The organism is Rickettsia sp. MAE-05 (genome assembly GCF_057319745.1).
In genome coordinates this window covers 258198-276557 of sequence record NZ_JBLTIO010000002.1, presented here as the reverse complement: position 1 = coordinate 276557, position 18360 = coordinate 258198, and the positions used below count along the sequence as shown (strand labels likewise).

The window sequence follows — 18360 nt, the reverse complement described above, 5'->3', positions numbered from 1 at the left end:
GGAGAATTAAAAGGTGTTAAGATCAGAAAAACCGGTAGCAGTAGAGGATATTGTAAATATTTATAAAGAATCGCCCTCCGTAATTATTACTCATTATCATGGGTTAACCGTTAGTCAAGTGAGTTCACTTAGAGAATCACTTAAATCTAAAGAAGCAGGTTTTAAAGTAGTTAAAAATACTTTAGCAAAAATAGCTGCAAATCAAACAGGGCTTGATAGTATTGCTAATTTATTTGCAGGTCCTACTGCTATTGTTTATTCTAAAGAACCGGTTGAGATGGCAAAATTAGTAGTTAATTTTGCTAAGGCTAATGATAATCTTAAGATTATTGGTGGAATAGTCGATAATCACGTATTAGATGAACATTCAATAAAAGAACTTTCTAAGCTACCTTCACTTAATGAGCTTAGAGGTAAAATTGTTGGGTTATTACAAGCACCGGCTACTAAGGTTGTAGGTGTTTTACAAGCCCCGTCTTCGAGTATGGCGAGAGTAATACAAGCACATGCTAGTAAAAATTAACTTAAAGGTTACTGCACTAGGGATTTTAATTGATAATTAAAGAGCTTTTATAGTGGAAATTAATAAGGTTTTTTATAGGAGATTGCTCTTATTTTAAAAAAATCTTATAATTTGTAGCAAAAAAGAATTTAATTAACTTTGAAATACCTGATGCAGTAATCTCTCAATATAAAAAAAGTAAAAAGGAAAAAATTATGGCAGATTTAGCTAAAATTGAAGAACAATTATCATCATTAACATTAATGCAAGCAGCTGAGCTTGTGAAAATGCTAGAAGAAAAATGGGGTGTATCTGCAGCAGCACCTGTAGCTGTAGCAGCTGCCGGTGCAGCAGCTCCTGCGGCTGAAGCCGCTGCTGAAAAAACTGAGTTTGAAATAGTTTTAATGGCTGCAGGTGATAAGAAAGTTGAAGTAATTAAAGTCGTAAAAGATATTACGGGTCTTGGTTTAATTGAAGCTAAGAAATTAGTTGATGAAGCTCCAAAGCCTATGAAAAGCAATGTGAAAAAAGCAGAAGCTGAAGAAATCAAAGGTAAGTTAGAAGCTGCTGGAGCAAAAGTTGAATTAAAATAATTATTTCTGCACTAGGTTCTGTAAAGAAAAATTAAATTATTCGTATTTTTAGATATTTTTAAGTAAAAATTAATAAGATTCTTGTTGGAACAGTTATCTTTATTCCAAAAAAAATCTTGTGGTTTTCAATCAAAAACAACTAAATATAGATTAATTTTTTTTACAGGACCTAATATTTTTTGTATTACATGATGAAATATTTTATAGCTTTAAATTAACTTCTTAAAATCTAAAAAGCCTTATTTTAGTAACTAAATTTGAATAAGGCTTTTTTGTTTAAAAATTATTTTAAAGCTAATGTAAGTTATTTTTTTGAAATAGGTTAAAGCTATTACATTGAAAATCTTATTGATTAAAATAATTTTGTTAACGTACCATACGTCTAGAAATTTAAATTATTGAAATTTTCTAGGTTCTGTGAACATTTATAATTGATTTTTAATGAAAATTAATGAGATTTTTGAAGGAATAGTACCTAATTTAAAAAAAATCTTATAATTTTTTGTAACAAACAAATAACCAAAATCAAATCTTTTTGAAAATGTTCGCAGAGCCTACACAAGATCTAAATAGGAAACTTACTAGGTTTCTTTAATTTAAGTTCTATGTAAAAAAATTTAAAACAGTATATTTTACTGCAAATTATAAGTGTTTTATTGAAATAGGTAGTTATTCCAATAAAAATTTTACTGTTTAAAATATAAATAATTTAAATTTTATATACAGAACCTAGGTTTTGAACACTTTTGATTAATGATTATAATTAGGATATATTTTTAAGCAAAAATTAATAAGATTTTTGAGAGGATAGGGTTATTACTATTTCAAAAAACTTATGATTTACAGCTAAAAAGAGCCATAATTATGATTATTCTATTAAAAATGTATAGGACCTAATCACTTCAATACGGGCAGTAATTTTATCAGTCAGGAGATTATATGGTTTCATTAAGGGATAATATAGAAGCACAACCCTTGTCACATAATAGAAGAATAAGAAAAAATTTCGGTCATATAAATTTAGTAGCAGATATACCGAATTTGATTGAAATTCAAAAAAATTCATATGAAAAAAACTTTCTACAGTTAAATATTAAAGATTCTGAAAGAAAAAATAAAGGTTTACAATCTATATTAAACTCAATTTTTCCTATTTCAGATTCCTCCAATATTGCTAATTTAGAATTTGTAAAATATGAATTCGATACTCCAAAATATGATGTAGAAGAGTGCCGTCAAAGAAGTTTAAGTTATGCTGCTCCTCTTAAAGTTACTTTAAGGTTAAGTATTTGGGATATAGATGAGGATACCGGTACTAGAGAAATTAAAGGGATTAAAGAGCAAGAAGTATATATGGGTGATATCCCATTAATGACTAAAAACGGTACTTTTATCATTAACGGTACAGAAAGAGTAGTTGTATCGCAAATGCATCGCTCACCTGGTGTATTCTTTTATCATGATGAAGGAAAAGTCCACTCTTCCGGCAAGCTTTTATATTCTGCTCGTGTTATTCCATATAGAGGGTCTTGGCTTGATTTAGAATTCGACGCTAAGGATGTTATTTATTTTAGGATTGATAGAAAAAGAAAGCTTTATGCTACTACTTTGCTTAGAGCTATAGGTATGAGTACTGAAGAAATTATAAAATTTTATTATAATTCAGTAACTTATAAGCTTATTAAAAATAAAGGTTGGGCGGTTAAATTTATACCTCAGCATATTACTGCTCATCGTTTAACAAGTGATTTAGTAGATGCAGATACCGGAAATGTTTTACTGAAAGCAGGGCAAAAAATTACTCCGCGTTTAGCTAAAAAATATTTTGGGGAAGGGCTTAATAATATTTTAGTAGCTCATGAAACTTTAATCGGCAAATATCTATCCGAAGATTTAAGAGATCCTGCAAGCGATGAAGTATTAGCAAAAATCGGTGAAATGATAACTAGCGATATGCTAAATGTTATTAATGATCTTAAAATTAAAAATGTTAATGTATTAGTAATCAATCCTCAATCCGGTCCATATATAAGAAATACCTTATTTGCTGATAAGAATCAGGACCGTGAGGCAGCATTATGTGATATTTTCAGAGTTTTAAGACCCGGCGAACCTGCTAACATCGAAGCGGCTGAAAGCCTGTTTTATAATTTATTCTTTGATGCAGAAAGATATAATCTTTCAGAAGTCGGACGAATAAAAATGAATTCTAGGTTAGAGCTGAATATTTCTGAGGAAGTTACGGTTTTAACAATTGATGATATTAAAAATATCGTAAGAGTTTTAGTAGAGCTTAAAGACGGTAAAGGTATCATAGACGATATTGATCATTTAGGTAATAGAAGGGTTAGATCGGTAGGTGAATTGATAGAAAATCAATTTAGAATAGGTTTAGTCCGAATGGAAAAATCTGTAATTGAAAGGATGTCGGCAGGTGATGTTGATACCGTAATGCCTCATGATTTAGTAAATTCCAAGATTTTAGTTTCAGTCGTAAAAGAATTTTTTAGTACCTCTCAATTATCCCAATTTATGGATCAAACAAATCCATTATCGGAAATAACTCATAAAAGAAGGCTATCGGCCCTCGGTCCCGGAGGTCTTAGTCGAGATCGAGCAGGTTTTGAGGTGCGTGACGTACATCCGACTCATTACGGTCGTATTTGTCCTATTGAAACACCTGAAGGTCAGAATATCGGGTTAATTAACTCTATGGCTACTTATGCCAGGATAAATAAACACGGTTTTATAGAGAGTCCATATAGAAAAGTTAAAGATGGGCGTGTAACTGATGAAGTGGTATATCTTTCTGCTATTGAAGAAGGTAAATACAAAATTGGACAAGCAAATTCTAAAGTTGATAAAGACGGAAAGTTGCAAGGAGAGTTTATTAATTGCCGTGTTGAAGGCGGTAATTTTGTAATGGTAGAACCGCATGAGGTAGATTTTATTGATGTGACTCCTATGCAGGTAGTATCGGTTGCGGCTTCTCTTATACCTTTTTTAGAAAACGATGATGCTAACCGTGCTTTGATGGGTTCAAACATGCAAAGACAAGCCGTTCCTTTAATTAAAACGGATGCACCTTTTGTAGGTACCGGAGTTGAAGGGGTAGTAGCTAAAGATTCCGGAGCATCAGTACTTGCATTACATGACGGTATTGTTGAGCAGGTAGATTCAAATAGAATAGTGATTAGAACTCTAGAACAAAAGATTGACGGTTCTCCTTCTGTTGATATTTATAATTTATTAAAATTCCAAAAATCCAATCATAATACTTGTATAAATCAAAAGCCTTTAGTTAAGGTCGGTCATTATGTTAAGAAAAACGATATTATAGCTGACGGTCCTAGTACGGATAACGGTGAAATTGCTTTAGGTAGAAATGTGCTTGTGGCTTTCTTACCTTGGAACGGTTATAATTTTGAAGATTCAATTTTAATATCTGAACGTATAGTAAAAGAGGATGTATTTACATCTATTCATATTGAAGAATTTGAAGTAATAGCTAGAGATACACGCCTTGGTCCTGAAGAAATTACCCGTGATATACCGAATGTAAGCGAAGAAGCGTTACGTCATCTTGATGAGGTCGGAATAATTTATGTAGGTGCAGAAGTAAAAGCCGGTGATATTTTAGTCGGAAAAGTAACACCGAAAAGTGAATCGCCTATTACTCCTGAAGAGAAGCTACTACGTGCTATTTTCGGGGAAAAAGCTTTTGATGTAAAAGATTCATCTCTGCATGTACCTTCTGGAGTTAGCGGAACTGTAGTAGAAGTAAGGGTATTTTCTCGTAGAGGTGTAGAAAAAGACCAGCGAGCTATTGCTATTGAAAAACAACAAATTGAAAAATTAGCAAAAGACAGAGACGATGAGTTAGAAATTATTGAGCATTTTGTGTTTAGTTGGCTCGAAAAGCTTTTAATAGGGCAGGTGATTGTTAACGGTCCTAAGCAAGTAAAAGCAGGACAAACAATTACTAGTGAAACGCTAAAAAGCTTATCTGAAGGGCAATTTTGGCAGCTTACTGTGGAAGATGTAAATGTAATGAATGAAATAGAGCAGATAAAGACTCATTATGATGAGAAAAAAAATGCTCTTGATAAAAGATTTGCTACTAAGGTGGAGAAGCTGCAAAGCGGTGATGATTTACCTCAGGGAGCTTTAAAAGTAGTAAAAGTGTTTATTGCAACTAAGCATAAATTACAACCCGGTGATAAGATGGCAGGAAGACACGGTAATAAAGGTGTTATTTCACGTATTGTACCTGAAGAGGATATGCCGTTTTTAGAAAATGGAAGAGTAGTGGATATTGTTCTTAATCCGCTTGGTCTTCCGTCTCGTATGAATATAGGGCAGATTTTAGAGACGCATCTTGGGTGGGCATCAATAAATTTAGCACAAAAAATATCTGAATTAGTCAAGGAATATCAAAATAAACAGATCGGTATTGAGCAGATTAAGAAATTCTTAATTGAGTTGTACGGAGAAGATATTAATTCTATACTTGAAAGATCGGAAGAAGAGATTATCTCTTTCTGTAATAAAGTAAGTAAAGGCGTACATTTTGCAACTCCTGTATTTGACGGAGCAAAAGTTCAGGACGTTAAAGATATGTTAAAACTTGCCGGTCAAGATCCTTCAGGACAAGTAAAATTAATTGACGGTAGAACCGGTGAATATTTTGACCGTCTAGTGACCGTTGGACAGAAATATTTGCTGAAGCTGCATCACTTAGTCGATAATAAAATTCACTCTCGTTCTATAGGACCTTATAGCTTAGTAACTCAGCAACCGCTTGGAGGTAAGTCTCATTTCGGTGGACAGCGTTTCGGAGAAATGGAATGCTGGGCATTACAAGCTTACGGTGCGGCTTATACGTTACAGGAAATGTTAACGGTTAAGTCGGATGACGTAAACGGTAGGATCAAAACTTATGACTCTATAGTACGTGGTGAAAATAATTTTGAATCAGGCATTCCTGAATCATTTAATGTTATGATAAAAGAATTTAGATCCTTATGTCTTAACGTAAAGCTTGAAGTAACTTCGAGTTAAGTATACTCGGTGAATTTCAAAAATTGGCTACGTCGTCTAGCAAGTACTGCGGTGCTCACGTATTAAGTATACGCTCCGCTCCTCGTCTTGCAGACTCCTTGCTCTTTTTGAAATTGACCTTCGTATACCTACTCTTTATTTACTCGAAGTATATTGTTCAGCATAGTATTGGCTTTGTTGTATGGTTTGAAGAAAAGTGTTTTATGTCATTCCCGCATAGGCAGGAAGCCAGGGTAAAGCGAGATAAATCGAGCTTTTAATTTTAAAAACTTGCTATATTTATGTTTTTTTCTAGATTCCTGCTTTCGCAGGAATGACATAAGAGCCATGCAATAACGTCTAAATTTCCTCGCAATGACGGAAGCAATGCAATAAGAATCTAATTAAAAAAGTATCGAGTAATTTTTAAGGAAAAGTATTTATGAGCGTAGTAAATTTTTACGGACAATTAAGTAATACTCAACAATTTGATCAAATAAGGATTAATATAGCAAGTCCTGATCAAGTACGTTCGTGGTCTTTCGGTGAAGTAACAAAACCTGAAACAATTAACTATCGAACCTTTAAACCTGAGAAAGATGGTTTATTTTGTGCAAGAATTTTTGGTCCGGTAAAAGATTACGAATGTCTCTGCGGTAAATATAAGCGGATGAAAAATCGTGGTATTACATGTGAGAAATGCGGCGTTGAAGTTACGGTTTCTAGAGTAAGACGTGAAAGAATGGGGCATATTGAACTTGCAGCTCCCGTTGCTCATATTTGGTTTTTAAAGTCACTACCTTCAAGAATTAGTACGCTTCTTGATATGACAATGCGAGATGTAGAAAAGATTCTTTATTTTGAAAATTATGTAGTAGTTGACCCAGGGTTATCGATTTTACAAAAAGGCGAACTCTTAACAGAGGAGGAATTACAGAAAGCAAAAGATAAGTACGGTGAAGATGCATTTACTGCCTCTATAGGTGCAGAAGTAATACAACAAATGCTTAAAGAGCTTGATTTTTCAAAGTTAAAGCAAGAATTATACGAAGAATTACAAACCACTTCCTCAGAAGTCAAAAAGAAAAAATTAGTAAAGCGTTTAAAATTAGTAGAGGATTTTTTAGAGTCGGAAAATAAGCCGGAATGGATGATTATGGATGTTTTACCGGTTATTCCTCCTGAAATTAGACCGCTTGTTATGCTTGATGGCGGAAGATTTGCTACTTCGGACTTAAATGAACTTTATAGAAGAGTAATTAATAGAAATAATCGTTTAAAGAAACTAATAGAGTCAAAAGCTCCTGATATAATAGTCAGGAACGAAAAAAGAATGTTACAAGAAGCGGTAGATGCGTTATTTGATAACGGTCGTCGAGGTAGAGCAGCGAAAAATGCTAATAAGCGTCCATTTAAGTCATTAAGTGATATGCTTAAAGGTAAGCAAGGTCGTTTCCGTCAGAATCTACTTGGTAAAAGGGTTGACTATTCAGGACGTTCGGTTATCGTGGTCGGGCCTGAGCTTAAGCTTCATCAGTGCGGTTTACCTAAAAAAATGGCATTGGAGCTATTTAAGCCGTTTATTTATTCTAAGCTTGAGTTGTACGGTATTGCTACGACTATTAAAGCCGCAAAAAGAATGGTGGAAGCTGAAAAACCTGAAGTTTGGGATGTGCTTGAAGAAGTCATAAGAGAGCATCCGGTTTTACTTAATAGAGCTCCGACATTGCATAGATTAGGTATTCAAGCATTTGAACCGCTATTAATCGAAGGTAAAGCAATTCAGCTTCATCCGCTTGTTTGTGCTGCGTTTAATGCAGACTTTGACGGTGATCAGATGGCGGTACATATTCCGTTATCGATTGAAGCACAGCTTGAAGCTAGGGTATTTATGATGTCTACAAATAATATCTTAAGCCCTGCAAACGGACGTCCTATTATTGTACCGGATAAAGATATAGTACTTGGTTTATATTATCTAACCCTTGCATTTGATAATGAAGTAGGCGAAGGGATGATGTTCTCAGATTTAGCTGAGATGGAACATGCTTTATATAATAAATTTATAACTATTCATACAAAGATAAAATATCGTAGAAATCAGCTAAATGCCGAAGGTAAAATGGTCCCTGTTATCATTGATACTACTTACGGTAGGTTAATGGTAGGTGAATTATTGCCTTCTAACCCTAATATAGAATTCAAGTTTATTAATAAACAACTAACTAAAAAAGACATATCATTAGTTATAGATTTAGTTTATCGTCACTGCGGTCAAAAAGCTACGGTAATTTTCGCCGATCAGCTAATGAAACTAGGTTTTAAATATGCTTGTTCTTCAGGTATTTCTTTTGGAATGGACGATATGGTAGTACCGGAATCTAAGAGTACTCATATCAATGAAACTCAGCTTGAAATAAAAGAATTTGAACAACAATATTCAAACGGTTTAATTACTTATGGAGAGAAATACAATAAAGTAGTTGATGCTTGGTCAAGATGTACCGATAGAGTAGCAAACGACATGATGAAAGAGATTGCTACGCCGCCGGTTAGTGATGATCCGAATCATCAAAAAATAAATGCTATATATATGATGGCTATCTCCGGAGCAAGAGGTTCTTTCCAGCAAATTAAGCAGTTAGGCGGTATGCGAGGTTTAATGACCAAATCAAACGGTCAAATTATACAAACTCCTATTATCTCTAACTTTAAGGAAGGATTAACTGAATTTGAGTGTTTTAATTCTGCTAACGGAATGCGTAAGGGGCAAATAGATACGGCTTTAAAAACGGCAAGCTCAGGTTACTTAACAAGAAAATTAGTAGACGTTGCACAAGATTGTATTATTACCAAAAAAGATTGTGGAACTGATAAAGGGATTGAAGTTAAGAGTGTTATTGAAGGGGGAGAAGTTATAGTACCTTTAGCTGAAAAGATTTTAGGTCGTACTGCTGCTATCGATATATTTCATCCTGTAACTAATGTTCTAATTCTCAATAAAGGCGAGCTTATTAATGAAGCAAAGTTAGAGCAGATTGAGTCGGCTGGACTCGACAGAATTATGATAAAATCTGTATTAACCTGCGAAAGTACTACCGGTATATGTAGCATATGTTACGGTAGGGATCTTGCTACCGGTACGTTGGTGTCGGAGGGTGAGGCAATCGGGGTTATCGCTGCTCAATCTATCGGTGAACCGGGTACGCAGCTTACAATGAGAACTTTCCATATCGGAGGAGCGGCAACAAAAGGTGCTGAAGTTTCTTCTGTAGAAGCTTCCTATGACGCAAAAGTAAAAATTATAAGTCGTAACGTTGTTATTAATTCCGAAGAACGTAAAATTGTTATGAGCCGAAATTGTGAATTATTATTACTTGATAATAACGGTAATGAAAAGGCTCGTCATAAAATTCCATACGGTGCTAGATTACTTGTTGATGACGGTGATATGGTTATTAAAACTCAAAAACTAGCGGAGTGGGATCCTTATACTATACCGATTATCACGGAGAAATCAGGTAAAGTTTTATTCAAAGATATGGTTGAGGGTATTTCTATTCGTGACGTAACTGACGAGGCTACTGGAATACCGAGTAAAGTTATTATTGAATCAAAGCAATATTCACGCGGTGCAGAATTACGTCCGCGTATACAGCTTTTAGATACTAAAGGTGAAGTTATAGCCTTATCAAACGGTTTAGAAGCCAGATATTACTTGCCGGTTGGAGCAGTTTTAAGCGTAGAAGACGGAGTACAAATATCTGTAGGTGATATTATTGCACGTATACCGAAAGAATCAACCACTACTAAAGATATTACCGGTGGTTTACCGAGAGTTGCCGAGCTTGTAGAAGCAAGACGTCCTAAAGATCACGCAGTTATTGCCGAGGTTGACGGTAGAGTAGAATTCGGTAAAGACTATAAATCTAAGAGACGTATTATTATACATCCGATTGATGAAACAATGTCTATTGAGTATATGGTACCCAAAGGCAAGCATGTTGTAGTTAACGAAGGTGACTTTGTTAAAAAAGGCGATTTATTGATTGACGGTAATCCAGTACTTCAAGATATTTTAAAAGTAATGGGTGTAGAGGTTCTTGCAAATTATATTGTTAAAGAGGTGCAAGCCGTTTATCGTCTACAAGGTGTAAAGATTGATGATAAGCACATAGAAGTTATTATTCGTCAGATGTTACAAAAAGTAGAAATCACGGATTCAGGTGGCACTACCTTATTAGCAGGAGAAAAAATAGATAGACATGAATTCGAGGAGATAAATGAAAAAGCTATTAAAAACGGTTTAAAACCTGCTGAAGCACAATTAATATTACAAGGTATTACTAAAGCTTCTCTGCAAACTAGATCGTTTATCTCTGCGGCATCATTCCAAGAGACTACTAGAGTTTTAACTGAAGCAGCTATTGCCGGTAAAATAGATAAACTACGAGGATTAAAAGAAAACGTGATAGTTGGACGATTAGTACCTGCCGGAACCGGTTACTTTATGGATAAAATGCGTAAAGCAGCTGTAAAGCTTGATGAAGAGAATGTATAAATATACTTGATTCTTGTAAGGCGTTATTGCATGGATACTGAAAGTCGTCATTGCGAACGACCTACACAACTGTCCGAAGTTAAAATGAACAAAAGCTATTTAATAGCTAAAAATGGTATTTTTAACGTAAAACATTAAAAATACTACCAGCAATAGTTGTAAAAACAATTGCTTATTCTACTTATTTTTCAACTTCGGACAGTTGTGAACGACCTAAGCGTTGTTGCATGGCTCAATTTCACCACTGTCATCCCGTGGCTTGACCTATAGTCCCGGACATTTTTCTTTCCATGTCATTCCTGCGTAGGCGGGAATCCAGTAAAGTAAAGCTTTTTTTAAAAGCTTTACTTTAAAAAAACTATGTAATAAAAAATCTTTAATTTTAAAGATTTTTTAATATGGATCCCCGCTTTCGCGGGTATGACATCGAGTTATGCTGGATTCCTGCTTTCGCAGGAATGACATCGGTATACACGCGGGCAATGCTTTCCTAGCTAGAAGTGGGAATCCAGAAAAATAACCTTACTACGCATTATTGACAAAAAAAGCCTATAAAAACTAAGTTTTTTATAGGCTTTTTCTTATTTTGTAGGAATGATTCTTTAATAACAAGCAATCGGTGCTGTTAAATGCTCGTAGGTTTGACCTAAATAAGATACTGGTTGTTCAAAGATATACGTATTATTGTTATCATAATTATAATTACCGTATAATTGTAATCTTGCTAAAGAATCTTCATATCGGAAGTTTTCAAGTATTTCTTGATTTTTAGATATCTGAATTTCTGCTAAACAATGTTCAATATAAGTTTTCAGTGCCTCTTGACAAATTCCATCATGTAAAGCTTTTAACATGAGTAAGTTTACTAATGGGTTAATACCATTATTTGCATTAGTAGTAATCGTAGCTTCTTCGTGTTTTTGATCAATCTTTTCAAACTGCACTTCTAGAGGTGATTTAGACGTCGAGCCTAGACTTGCATCCTCACATATGTCTATATACGCTGCGGTGCTGCATTCCGTATCTCCTTTAAATTCCTCTCTATAAACTGGTTTAGAAAGATGTCTAACAGGTAATTCAGAAATTAAAGGATCTTCATTGATTACTTCTACTTTCTCTATTTCAAGATTTTCTGCTTCAGCATTGATTTTTTCTTCAAAATTTATCTCTGGGAAAAGTGCTTTCACATCCGTTATTTCAAGCTTTTCTCCTTTTTTACCTACTTCATAAGCTTTAGAAACAATTTGTTTATAAATAACGTCAATTAATTCTCGTTTTGTTTGTATTTCATCAGAATAATTAATTCCTCCTTCTTTCCAAAACTTTACTATTTTAGAAAAAGCAGGAATATATTTACCGGTCTTTGCTAAAAATTTTTGTATAAATGTAGGTTCAACAAGAGGTGCTAATGTAGGGTTTTCTTCATATTTTTTAAATACATACTCGACAATTTTAGGTATATTTTGATCTGCTTCTATTTCGTCAGGTAAGCCGTGTAATATTTTTTTGGCTATTGCTTGATCCATCTTCTTATACAAAATATTAACCCCTATCCATGTCCATACAGGATTAGCCGTAAAACAAAGCTTTGTTACATAAAATGCTAGCGATATAGGTAGAGATAATAACTTTAAATAGTTAAGGCAAGTATATCGTATTGGATGAGGGGTGAGGCTATAAATCTCATCCATATCTTGGTTTAGCTCACATGATGTTTTAATCATTGTATACTTCTGCTTAATTAAATGAGAAGTGATGTCATATACTGGCATGTTATTACTTAAATTGGTCATGCCTCCATATTGCAGTTACGCCTATTAAAAAGCTATACGTTCAATAAGAGTACCAATAACCTTATCATGAATATCCAATGACTTGGAAAAGCAGATTGTCTTACGTGCAAGCCTCTTGCATCTCGTTCTAAGGTTCAAGTTACTTCGTTCTATCCGTTGAGTGTATTTTTTACTGATAATATGCTTTTTAGGGTCTAATAACCTAGCATAACTCCCCCATCCATCTGTATAGTAAAAAGTCACCTTGAAATTCTCTAGTTTTTTCAGTAATGATTCTAATGTGCTATCACATCTTGTACCAAACGTATAAGCAACTACTTTTAACGAAATCTTATCCAAGGCATACCAAAGCCATCGTTGTCTGGATTTATTCTGTACATAAGACCATTGTTCATCTATCTCAGGAGCAATAATTACTTCTGTTGTACTGATAGAATGATTTATTGTTTTTAATACTAGATTTTTTTAAAACACGGATAACTGTATTGATACCCACTTTTAATACTCTTACTGTATCTCTAACTCCAGAGCCGTTGATTGACATTTCTACTATTTGCTCCTTAACTCCAGGCTTAGATGCATTATTAATATACTCCAATTGAAAATATCGATTACACCGCTTGCATTGATATCTCTGTTGTTTTGAAATTGAATATCCTGACTTTATTACTTCTTCTGTGTTGTTACAATATCTACACTTAACATCTATTTTTGCCATAACTCCTTAACTATAATTCTCTCTTATTACTGTTTGAGGATTATAGACTATTTACTCTAAACTGCAATACGGAGGCACGACCCTTAAATTTAACTAATTCGTCAGCAAAATATAAAAAACATTAACATTTGTCAAATGCTATTTAATGAGATTTTGTTTTAAATCAATTATAATACTTGCAAAGTTTTATCAAGATAAATAGAATTATCCAAAGTCAAAAGTAATATAAGGAATGAGTATGCTTAACATAAATTTTGTGAATGAAGAATTATCTACTAATCAGGGTCTAGTAGTTTTTATTGATGAACAGTTAAAGCTTGATAGTAATTTAATAGGACTTGATCAACAACATCACGGATTAATTTCTAAAACTATTCAGAATAAACTGCAATTTACCGGTAAATATGGACAGATTAAAGTTATTCCGTCTGTCATTAAATCAGGCGAGGTTAGATATTTGATAATAGCAGGTCTTGGGAATGAAGAAAAATTAACTGAAGCAAAAATTGAAGAGTTAGGCGGTAAAATCTTACAACATGCAATTTGTGCTAAAATTTCTACTATCGGCTTAAAACTTACAAATAGAATTAGCAGGTTTACATCTCAAACATTTGCATCTTTAGTTGCTAGTGGGGCGTTTCTTGCTTCTTACAGATTTGATAAATATAGAACTACCTTAAAAGAAGCAGAGAAGTTTGCAGTAGAGTCAATTGAGATTTTTACCGATAATAGTACTGAAGCAGCAAAATTATTTGAAGTCAAAAAATTAATTGCTGAGTCAGTATTTTTTACAAGGGATATATGTAATGAACCGTCAAATATTAAAACTCCGCAAGTTTATGCTGAAAGAATAGTTGATATACTTGAACCGTTCGGAGTAGATGTTGACGTTATCGGTGAACGTGAGATGAAAAATCTTGGTATGGGTGCATTACTTGGGGTCGGTCAAGGTTCACAAAACGAGTCAAAATTAGTAGTAATGGAATATAAAGGCGGCAGTAAAGATGTTCCGACTATTGCTTTGGTTGGTAAAGGAGTGATTTTTGATACAGGCGGTATTTCCTTAAAGCCGTCAAGTAATATGCATTTAATGAGATACGATATGGGAGGTTCTGCAGCAGTCGTGGGTGCTATGATTGCGGTTGCAGGTCAAAAATTACCTGTAAATATAGTCGGTGTTGTAGGGCTTGTCGAAAATATGCCGTCCGGTAATGCACAGCGTCCAGGGGATGTAGTAACTACTATGTCAGGGCAAACTGCCGAAGTTTTAAATACCGATGCAGAAGGGCGTTTAGTACTTGCTGATGCAGTTTGGTATGCACAAGAAAAATTTAAGCCTAAATGCGTGATTGACGTTGCAACTCTAACAGGAGCAATAACTGTAGCACTCGGTAGTACATATGCTGGTTGTTTTTCCAATAATGATGAGTTAGCTGATAAGTTAATAAAAGTAGGGGAAGAAGTTAATGAAAAACTTTGGAGAATGCCGCTTCATGATGAGTACGATGCAATGATTAACTCCGACATAGCCGATATGGCAAATATAGGGAACGTACCGGGAGCTGCCGGAAGCTGCACGGCTGCACATTTCATTAAACGTTTCATTAAAGATGGAGTAGATTGGGCTCATTTAGATATAGCAGGTGTTGCAAATAGTAATAAAGCTTCAGCACTCGGTCCGAAAGGGGCAGTGGGGTACGGCGTGAGACTACTTGAGAAATTTATTAAAGAATATATTTAACGTTATTCTAGAGTCGCTTTGTTGCGTAGAAACCGAGTCGTCATGAGCTACGCAGCCATAGGCTGCGTGGCAATCTCATGCAATAATAACAAACTCCTGAGATTGCGTACGTACAAAACTTACAGTTTTTCCGTAGCTCAGACGAAAAGTCATCTATTTGCTATTTGTTTATTCTGAATATAATTATGAACACAATAAATAAACCTTATATATTTGTTATAGGTAATGAAAAAGGCGGGGCAGGTAAAACTACCTGCTGCATGCACCTAATAATAGCTCTGCTTTATCAAAATTATTCGGTAGTAAGTATTGATACCGACTCACGTCAAGGTTCTTTAACCAGCTATTTAAAAAATCGAGATTTATATAATCAGCAAAATCCTGATAAACCGGTATTAGTACCGAAACATTTTCATATATCTGAAGGAGAGATAGAAGAGCAAGTCAAGAGTTTTGAGAAAGTACTAGAAAATAATCAAGATGCCGATTATATAGTGATTGATACCCCAGGCAGTCATACTCCTTTATCAAGAGTTGCTCATTCTTACGCCGATACAATTATTACACCGATTAATGACAGCTTTCTAGATTTAGACGTAATAGCAAAAGTCGACAGCAAAGATGAAATTATTAGCCCATCAATATATAGTCAAATGATTTGGGAGCAGAAAATGGAGCGTGCTAGTCGTGATAGAATTAGTATAGATTGGGTAATACTGCGTAATCGTTTAAGTAATCTTGATGCATTAAATAAAAGACGCGTAGGGAATGTATTAGCTAAACTTGCTAAAAGAATTAACTTTAAACTCGCAGAAGGATTTAGTGAACGTGTAATATATAGGGAGTTATTTTTACAAGGTCTAACATTACTTGATCTAAAAACTGCAAAATATGATAGAGCGTTTAATAGCTCACACGTACTTGCACGTCAAGAATTACGAAATTTTTTAGACTTTCTAGGTATTAAGGCTGCGTTCAAAGGTTAATTTTTATTAAAGTTTTTCTTGTATAAAGTTAAAAAATATATAATGGGCAAAATTAATATGTTTTAACTTTATAAGGGAAACAAATGCCAAATATTGCTGAAAATATTTCAAAACTACCGGAAGAACAAGAAAAAGTTAATAAGCTTGTTGATCAATACAAAAATTTAACTCCGGAAGAACAAAAAATTGTTGATAGAAAACTTAAGTCACATTTTACAAAAGAAGAGCTAGAACAAGATGAGCTTAAATCAAGAATGAATAACATACGTAGTAATTTGTCCAATAAAGACCAAGAAAAACTACAAGCAGGTAATAATTCTATAGGTGAAATAGCAAAAGATGTATTATCGTTAGTTAAAGGAATAATAAATCTAGTAGAAAATGTTGCAGAGATAATTAAAAACCCTAAGAAAGCAATATATGAATGGATTAAAGGTGAGTTAAATCAAGTAAAACCGGAGCAACAAAATCATCAGCAACTCCCATCAAAGCCAAAAGCTGCTGCAATATCAAGATAAAATTTTGGCAAGATAAAACTTTAGTTTTTATTTGCGAAACTCTGTAATTTTATGTATATGTATAAAGGAAAGAAATATACGTAGAAAATGCATAAATATAGAACTCATAATTGTAACGAATTACAAATATCCGATGTTGGGAAAGAAGTTAAATTATCCGGTTGGGTACATAGAAGAAGAGATCACGGTAATCTAGTTTTCATAGATTTACGCGATCATTATGGTATAACTCAAATCGTGTTTACCGATCAAAACCAGCAGCTTATGGAAGATGCAAGTCGTTTGCGTTATGAGTCGGTAATTACGGTAAGGGGTACAGTTGTAGCAAGATCAAATGATACTATTAATGATACGCTTCCGACAGGTCATATTGAGGTCTTAGCAGGTGAATTTATTGTTGAATCAGCTGCAGATACTCTACCTTTTGTTATTAATACCGAAAAAGATGCTCCAGAAGAGACGAGGCTTAAACATCGCTTTTTAGATCTTAGACGTGAGAAATTGCATAATAATATAATACTCCGCTCACAAATTATTTCTCATATTCGTCATTTGATGACGGCAAGAGGTTTTACTGAATTTCAAACACCGATTTTAACGGCAAGTTCACCTGAAGGTGCTAGAGATTTCTTAGTACCGAGTAGAATGCATCCGGGTAAGTTCTATGCGTTACCGCAAGCACCTCAGCAATTCAAGCAGTTATTGATGGTATCAGGCTTTGATCGTTATTTCCAAATTGCTCCTTGTTTTCGGGATGAAGATGCAAGAGCCGATAGATCGCCTGGCGAGTTTTATCAGCTAGATGTAGAAATGTCGTTTGTTACACAGGAAGACATATTTAGTACTATTGAGCCTGTGATGTATGATTTATTCACTAAATTCACGGCTAAAAAAGTATCAGAGACTCCTTTTGTTCGTATTCCATACAATGAATCTATGCTAAAATATGGCTCTGATAAGCCTGATTTACGAAATCCTATTATAATTGCTGATGTAACTGAGATATTTAGAGATTCCGATTTTACGATTTTCAGAGAGAATATCAAAAAAGGTAGTATTGTTCGTGCAATTCCTGCCCCTAAGGCAGCTGCACTGCCTCGTAGTTTCTTCGATAAAATGATAGAGTTTGCAATATCCGAAGGAGCAGGTGGACTTGGCTATATTCAGTTTAGTGAAACCGGTGAAGCAAAAGGACCGGTAGCAAAATTCTTAAGCCCGCAGCAATTAGAGAGTCTAAAAGCTACAGCTAGTATTAGTAACGGTGATGCCGTATTTTTTGCTAGTGATAAAAAAGAAAAAGCTGCAAAGCTTGCAGGTAAGGTTAGAATAAGACTTGGTGAAGAGCTTGATTTACTCGAAAAAGACTGCTTTAAATTCTGCTGGATTACCAATTTTCCATTCTATGAATTAAATGAAGACACAGGAAAAATTGATTTTAGCCATAATCCGTTTTCTATGCCGCAGGGTGGAATAGATGCTTTAGAGCAAGCTAAAACTACTGAAGAGTTATTAGAAATTAACGCCTATCAATATGATATTGTTTGTAACGGTATTGAGCTTTCCAGCGGTGCTATTAGAAACCATAAGCCTGAGATTATGTATAAAGCATTTTCCATAGCAGGTTATAGTGAGGAGGAAGTTGATAAGAGATTTGGCGGTATGATTAGAGCATTTAAGTTTGGTGCTCCACCACATGGCGGAATAGCTCCCGGTATTGACAGAATCGTTATGCTACTCGCAGAAGCTACTAATATAAGAGAAATAATTGCATTTCCTTTAAATCAGCAAGCTGAAGATTTACTAATGAACGCTCCAAGCTATGTAGAAGATAAAGCTCTAAAAGAGCTAAGCATTATGCTATCACCGTCGATTCTTAAGAATATGAAATAACAATTAGCCAAGATAAAA

At 34.3% G+C, this 18360-nt stretch carries 9 protein-coding genes and 1 pseudogene; 8 read left to right on the top strand and 2 right to left on the bottom strand.

What is annotated here, in order from left to right:
• Nucleotides 1-13: 13 nt before the first annotated feature.
• The 4 genes from rplJ (at nucleotide 14) to rpoC (ending at nucleotide 10696) form a co-directional block, all read left to right on the top strand.
• Nucleotides 14-523, top strand: a complete 510-nt coding sequence (gene rplJ / locus ACNFN7_RS04990) for a 50S ribosomal protein L10 (protein ID WP_040256974.1) — start codon at nucleotides 14-16, stop codon at nucleotides 521-523.
• Nucleotides 524-717: 194 nt separating this feature from the next.
• Nucleotides 718-1095 (top strand): 50S ribosomal protein L7/L12, encoded by a 378-nt coding sequence (gene rplL / locus ACNFN7_RS04985; RefSeq protein WP_011271456.1) that lies wholly within the window; start codon nucleotides 718-720, stop codon nucleotides 1093-1095.
• A gap of 939 nt (nucleotides 1096-2034) precedes the next feature.
• Nucleotides 2035-6156: a DNA-directed RNA polymerase subunit beta gene (rpoB, locus tag ACNFN7_RS04980; protein WP_485441088.1), complete on the top strand. Its 4122-nt coding sequence runs from the start codon at nucleotides 2035-2037 to the stop codon at nucleotides 6154-6156.
• Between the two features lie 421 nt (nucleotides 6157-6577).
• Nucleotides 6578-10696, top strand: coding sequence for a DNA-directed RNA polymerase subunit beta' (rpoC, locus tag ACNFN7_RS04975; protein WP_485441087.1), 4119 nt, complete (start codon nucleotides 6578-6580; stop codon nucleotides 10694-10696).
• A 602-nt stretch (nucleotides 10697-11298) separates the two neighbouring features.
• On the opposite strand, the gene ACNFN7_RS04970 is transcribed toward rpoC, so the two are convergent.
• Together ACNFN7_RS04970 and ACNFN7_RS04965 are read right to left on the bottom strand one after the other, a co-directional pair.
• Nucleotides 11299-12468 (bottom strand): palindromic element RPE1 domain-containing protein, encoded by a 1170-nt coding sequence (locus tag ACNFN7_RS04970; protein WP_485441243.1) that lies wholly within the window; start codon nucleotides 12466-12468, stop codon nucleotides 11299-11301.
• 45 nt (nucleotides 12469-12513) lie between these two features.
• Nucleotides 12514-13207, bottom strand: a pseudogene (locus tag ACNFN7_RS04965) (IS1 family transposase).
• Nucleotides 13208-13445: 238 nt separating this feature from the next.
• On the opposite strand from ACNFN7_RS04965, the gene ACNFN7_RS04960 reads away from it, so the two are divergent.
• From ACNFN7_RS04960 to aspS, 4 genes are all read left to right on the top strand, one after another.
• Nucleotides 13446-14948 (top strand): leucyl aminopeptidase, encoded by a 1503-nt coding sequence (locus ACNFN7_RS04960; protein WP_485441086.1) that lies wholly within the window; start codon nucleotides 13446-13448, stop codon nucleotides 14946-14948.
• A 185-nt stretch (nucleotides 14949-15133) separates the two neighbouring features.
• Nucleotides 15134-15934, top strand: a complete 801-nt coding sequence (locus ACNFN7_RS04955; protein WP_485441085.1) for a division plane positioning ATPase MipZ — start codon at nucleotides 15134-15136, stop codon at nucleotides 15932-15934.
• 83 nt (nucleotides 15935-16017) lie between these two features.
• Entirely contained in the window at nucleotides 16018-16452 is a 435-nt protein-coding gene (locus ACNFN7_RS04950) for a DUF3106 domain-containing protein (protein WP_485441084.1), read from the top strand.
• Nucleotides 16453-16539: 87 nt separating this feature from the next.
• The gene (gene aspS / locus ACNFN7_RS04945) at nucleotides 16540-18342 is read left to right on the top strand and encodes an aspartate--tRNA ligase (protein ID WP_485441083.1); all 1803 of its coding nucleotides are present in this window, start codon (nucleotides 16540-16542) and stop codon (nucleotides 18340-18342) included.
• The last annotated feature ends 18 nt before the right edge of the window (nucleotides 18343-18360 follow it).

Excerpts from the sequence above, each read along its gene's own strand:
- ACNFN7_RS04955 (WP_485441085.1), top strand. The coding sequence starts at position 15,134 with ATGAACACAATAAATAAACCTTATATATTTGTTATAGGTAATGAAAAA.
- rpoC (WP_485441087.1), top strand. The coding sequence starts at position 6,578 with ATGAGCGTAGTAAATTTTTACGGACAATTAAGTAATACTCAACAATTT.
- ACNFN7_RS04950 (WP_485441084.1), top strand. The coding sequence starts at position 16,018 with ATGCCAAATATTGCTGAAAATATTTCAAAACTACCGGAAGAACAAGAA.
- aspS (WP_485441083.1), top strand. The coding sequence starts at position 16,540 with ATGCATAAATATAGAACTCATAATTGTAACGAATTACAAATATCCGAT.
- ACNFN7_RS04970 (WP_485441243.1), bottom strand. The coding sequence starts at position 12,468 with ATGCCAGTATATGACATCACTTCTCATTTAATTAAGCAGAAGTATACA.
- rpoB (WP_485441088.1), top strand. The coding sequence starts at position 2,035 with ATGGTTTCATTAAGGGATAATATAGAAGCACAACCCTTGTCACATAAT.
- ACNFN7_RS04960 (WP_485441086.1), top strand. The coding sequence starts at position 13,446 with ATGCTTAACATAAATTTTGTGAATGAAGAATTATCTACTAATCAGGGT.
- rplL (WP_011271456.1), top strand. The coding sequence starts at position 718 with ATGGCAGATTTAGCTAAAATTGAAGAACAATTATCATCATTAACATTA.